At 56.3% G+C, this 4,347-nt stretch carries 6 protein-coding genes; all 6 read right to left on the bottom strand.

Going from position 1 to position 4,347, the window contains the following annotated elements; all coding sequences use genetic code 11:
• Positions 1 to 141 precede the first annotated feature (141 nt).
• The 6 genes from ACOCD2_RS13285 to ACOCD2_RS13310 all read right to left on the bottom strand — a co-directional run bounded on the left by ACOCD2_RS13285 (position 142) and on the right by ACOCD2_RS13310 (position 4,261).
• Positions 142 to 1,038: a hypothetical protein gene (locus ACOCD2_RS13285; RefSeq protein WP_293646596.1), complete on the bottom strand. Its 897-nt coding sequence runs from the start codon at positions 1,036 to 1,038 to the stop codon at positions 142 to 144.
• 69 nt (positions 1,039 to 1,107) lie between these two features.
• Complete coding sequence (locus ACOCD2_RS13290; RefSeq protein ID WP_293646594.1) at positions 1,108 to 1,248, bottom strand: hypothetical protein; 141 nt, start codon at positions 1,246 to 1,248, stop codon at positions 1,108 to 1,110.
• A complete protein-coding gene (locus ACOCD2_RS13295) occupies positions 1,245 to 2,303 on the bottom strand; it encodes a GH3 family domain-containing protein (protein ID WP_293646592.1) in 1,059 nt (352 codons plus the stop codon). Before ACOCD2_RS13295 ends, ACOCD2_RS13290 begins: the two co-directional genes overlap by 4 nt.
• Entirely contained in the window at positions 2,261 to 2,743 is a 483-nt protein-coding gene (locus ACOCD2_RS13300; protein ID WP_293646590.1) for a GH3 family domain-containing protein, read from the bottom strand. The genes ACOCD2_RS13295 and ACOCD2_RS13300 overlap by 43 nt, the downstream gene beginning before the upstream one ends.
• 1 nt (position 2,744) lies before the next feature.
• Entirely contained in the window at positions 2,745 to 3,671 is a 927-nt protein-coding gene (locus tag ACOCD2_RS13305) for a diiron oxygenase (RefSeq protein ID WP_293646588.1), read from the bottom strand.
• Positions 3,668 to 4,261 (bottom strand): fatty acid desaturase, encoded by a 594-nt coding sequence (locus ACOCD2_RS13310; RefSeq protein WP_293646600.1) that lies wholly within the window; start codon positions 4,259 to 4,261, stop codon positions 3,668 to 3,670. The genes ACOCD2_RS13305 and ACOCD2_RS13310 overlap by 4 nt, the downstream gene beginning before the upstream one ends.
• Between the last annotated feature and the right edge of the window lie 86 nt (positions 4,262 to 4,347).

The raw sequence follows: 4,347 nt of genomic DNA on the forward strand, positions 1-4,347 counted from the left end.
TGTGTTGGGTCAATAGCATAGACTCGGCGTACTATGATGTCAAGCCTCTACAGACATGAAAAAGCGATTGTAGATCCATGGAGGCAGGCTTGTACTCATCTTAGGGGTGAGTAGTTACCCAGGAAGGCAGGCGCAACCAGCTCATACAGCACCTATTTCTATGTGAGGCACCCGCTCATCCAGTGCCAGATAATGCGCTTCATCTTCCGGATAGTGCACGGCAAACAAATGGCCGGCAGCGGGTATCTGTCGGTATTCCTTCAGCACCTGAGCCAGCGGATTGCGCTCATGCAGGCCGGCAATGAAATAATGCCAGGAGCCTTTGCGCCGCTGCCCGTACAGGTGCGAGAGCAACATCCGGAACACGGCCGGATCGTCGTGTTCGACCGCACAAAAAGCCAGATAAAAATAGGGCACCGCACGACCAGGCGCAGGAAGTGCTTTCAACGGTGTCAGCTTTGACGCCAGGTTGTAAAGCGGCCGCAAACTTTTCAGGGCAAGACTGTATTGCTCGACGCAAGTCTGGCGGAAAGCGCGCTGATCCCATGCCGCAATGACACCGACGATAGCGTTTCCCTTTACTGCCACGAGAAAATCCTCCGCTTTCAAACCGGCCAGTCGCGCCGTACCTAGCTGCCCGGACAGATAACAGGGCGAAAACTGTTTCCTGCCATATTGGCGGTTGATGAAATCAAATATGGACTGCAGCCGGGAATGCTTTCCGGTTTCCACAGAGATACCGGTCTCCCGCACCTTGCGCCTCGGCAAATCCAGATGGATGGCCGGCGTCAGCATACGCCCCATATCCCGATACTTCGGCAGTCCGCCGCGCGCCCGGGTCAGGTTGTCCAGCGCCAGCCGGTTGCCATCCAGAATCAGCGAATAGTACAGCGGTACGGGGTCATCCTCATGCAGTTGCCGCAGGAACCGGTAGCCTCTCGCCAGCAGGGTGCTGCCACGATACGCCGGATCTCCGCGCAGATCCGCCAGATATCCCAGATGCTGAGTGCTGCCGTTGATCCAGGCGGGCAGCATCATGCGCGCACCCATTCCCACGATACGGCCGGAAGAACGCTCCTCGCATTTTATGACCTGAACCTGCTCTCCCTACACCCGCGAACCGATGAAATAGGACGGTTCGCGACGAAAGCTGACGGAGATGTTTCCCTGCATGATGTCCTGTGACATCCTCCGTCGCAGGGCCGCATCGTCCTCCTCCTCCGCAAGGCTGAACAGAAAACGGCTCACCTGCTGCTCTCCAGGAATTGCAGAAAACCATCATCCCGCAAAAGGCACACCGGCTTGATATCCCCCAGTTGCTGCCCCTGCTGCAACCGCCATCGGCTGTACAGCTCATCGAGGCCGGCAACCTGCCGTATTGCCAGCGGCGCCAGCTGCCCCATTTTTCTCGCATAGGCGTACTGAGGATTCCTGAACAAGCCTTTTTCGATCCTAGCAGCATCTGATTTAGAAGTTTCAGACAGCAACACATAGCCTGGCTGGCTTTCTGAAACTGCACACAGGAGCGAAAACCCATCCACCGATTCCAGCACCCGGGCGACAAACACCTCTTCCAGCTTTTCTCCCACGAGGTCACTCGTACTGATTCTTCCCCTGAAACGCAACATGGGTGCCTTTTCATACCAGCCGGTTATCTCCACCTCATCGCCCAGATCATAACGGTACATTCCCAGATCGTTGGTGAGGATGATCCTGTAGCGTTCACCGGGCTGAACTTCTGCTGCCTGCAGCACCTTCCCCGCGTTATCCACAAACTCGAAATAGCCGCTGTTCACCGCCAGCACCGGATCCTGTGCTCCCTCGACCGGCACAGAGACCACGCCTTCTGTCGCCAGCAACCCTTTTCCCTGTATATGAGCCTGGGGAAACAGCTGTCGTAGCGCCGGCACAAAGACCTGCGCCGGGCCTTGCGTCCAGCAACTGAGAGTATCCAGTTCCGGCCAGAGTACCGTGGTATCCAGGGTTCCTGTCTTCAGTGCGTCCCTGAGGCGCTGACGTATAAGGGAAGGCAGTGAATCCGTCAGCCGTCTTCCGCATTTTCCGAGAGCCTTCATGAGCTGTAACAGGAAGGTGGGACTCCAGACCGATATCATGCGAAGGTCCTGTGCCTGCAGCAAATGTTTCAGGGTATACGTCTGCCAAGGAAGCAGCTCGCTGAACTCACCGGCCGTCGCCGGTACAGCCAGTGTTCTGCTGATATTCCCCGCCAGTTCCGAGCCAAAGTACAGCGCATCATTTTTCAGGCCAAGGGGAACACTTTCAGCGGTTCTGTCTGACCGCAACACGGGACTGATGGACCAGTAGGCACTGCCCTTGCTGATGGCGGCCGCTGTTGCAGCAGATCGTCCAGCCAGGGATACAACGCCTTTTGAAACCCCCGCATTCCCGATGCGCCATAGGGGATGATTTTGGCACCACCTTCGCTGCCACCGGTGGTTTCAAAATGAGACCAGTCGGCAATGAGTGCTTGCCGGTCTCCTTTGAGCATCGCTTTTATCCAGGGTCTTGTTTGCCGGTATTCCGTCAGAGGCAGCTGATGCGCATACTGCCTGCTGTCGCCAATGAAAGCAAAGTCGTGTTCACGGCCAAAGCGTGATCCCCGGTGTTGATGCAGAATCCCCTGCAGCACCTGTTCCTGCACTTGCGCTGTCATTCGGGTCGACTGTATAAACTTCTCCCGCTCACCTTCCACAGCTTTCCGTATGGCATCCCAGGCCTGCATATCAATACCACCTGAACCCAGGGTACTCGGCCAACAGCGCATGCGTCACCGGCATTTGACCGCTGTCATTCATGATGTTCTGCAACCCCGGATCCATGCCCAGCTTACGCACAGCCCTGAGCATATCGGCGAGGTGCCTGTTCAGTTCAGGATATTCCGTCACCAGATACCGGATTACACGGGGACCGGAGTGACGGGGATTGAGCACCTGGCGAAAGAAAAACCGGAACAGCTGTGCGTTCATCCCTCGCTGCAATGGATTGCCGTTTTTCATCAGTTCCCGGATCAGCACACTGTCCAGCTGCACATGACGCTGCTCATCCTGCAGGTGCAAGGCATGCAGTCGCCGGTAGGAGGGTTCCAGGCTCCCCGGCAACTTTGTTTCGGCCGATACCAGTTTTCTGGAATAGGCCGTGGAAAATTCCTCCAGCACCAGCACTGCCCAAAGCAGCAACGGCTGAAGTCCAGGTCGTTTCGCCCGGGTCAGAAGCACCCCCATCTCCAGACGGGAATCACGCGTGAAACAACGACCCTTGTTGCTGTATCCCTCGGGCAGAAAACGGCGGTTGAAATCCAGAAACATGGCATGGTGTCTCGATTCCTCCACCAGCATGCCTTCCAGACAATCTGCCAGCAATGGGTCACTTTCCTGTCTCGCATTCTTGAGCTGATGGATCACCTGACGGGTCACACCTTTCTCGAATACCATGAACAGCTCATTGGAGCGCAAGCCGAACAGCTGGTTGTAGCGCAGTTTCTGTTCCGGGTTCAGCAGGTCATATGCGGACGTATGGTACAACTGGGTGAATACCTCAGGCACAAACGGCAGTCCGGGGTCGATATCCGAAAAATCCGGCACCACCCGGCACTGGCGATCCTGCTCGCTGGCATGCTTTATCTTTGATAAAACATCAGCATCCGCATTCATGACAAACCTTCATAGCCCTGGCGCGGCAGACACCGGGGTCCTTTTTCCCGGCAACAGCGTGGACCACGCCACAATCGCCGGTATTGCTGCCAGTATCCCAGATCAAAGGCTTTCCCCCGGGCCAGCTCGGGCAGATGTATCCAGGAAACGTGAGGATGCTGATGGTGCACACGATCCCATTGTCCATTGAGCAACATTGCCCCATGCAGCCTGCCCACCCGCAGGTTCCAGGCGCCATTGATCACATCTCTTGGGGAAAACGCATGGGTAACATACTGGCGCGTCGACCAGTTGAACCCGAACATGCCATACAGGATCAGCATGGCTGACCACTCCAACTGCAACAGCTGGAAAGCCAGGGCCCAGAACAGCAGTCCAAATACCGTTTCCACACGCACACGGCGAATTTCCCTGGCTGAAAAATCATCGAACAGCCTGGTCGTCGTACGGGCCTTCCTGAAAGGGCGGGAGTACAGCCATCGAGGATTCAGCGCCAGCAGCAGGCTGCCAACAGGCACCAGCCACCACCAGAGGCCAAACAGCAGGCCATACCACTGGAAGTATTTCAAGCGTGTCTTCGACCTCGTGATAGATTTTGGGACATCCCAGTCCCCAAAATCGACTCGGCCTTTGACAACCTATTCGTGCCCCAGCCGTCCTGGTCACCAAGCACTAC

Origin of the sequence: Thiolapillus sp. (assembly GCF_048562965.1) — a bacterium.
Lineage (GTDB): Bacteria > Pseudomonadota > Gammaproteobacteria > Chromatiales > Chromatiaceae > Thiolapillus > Thiolapillus brandeum_A.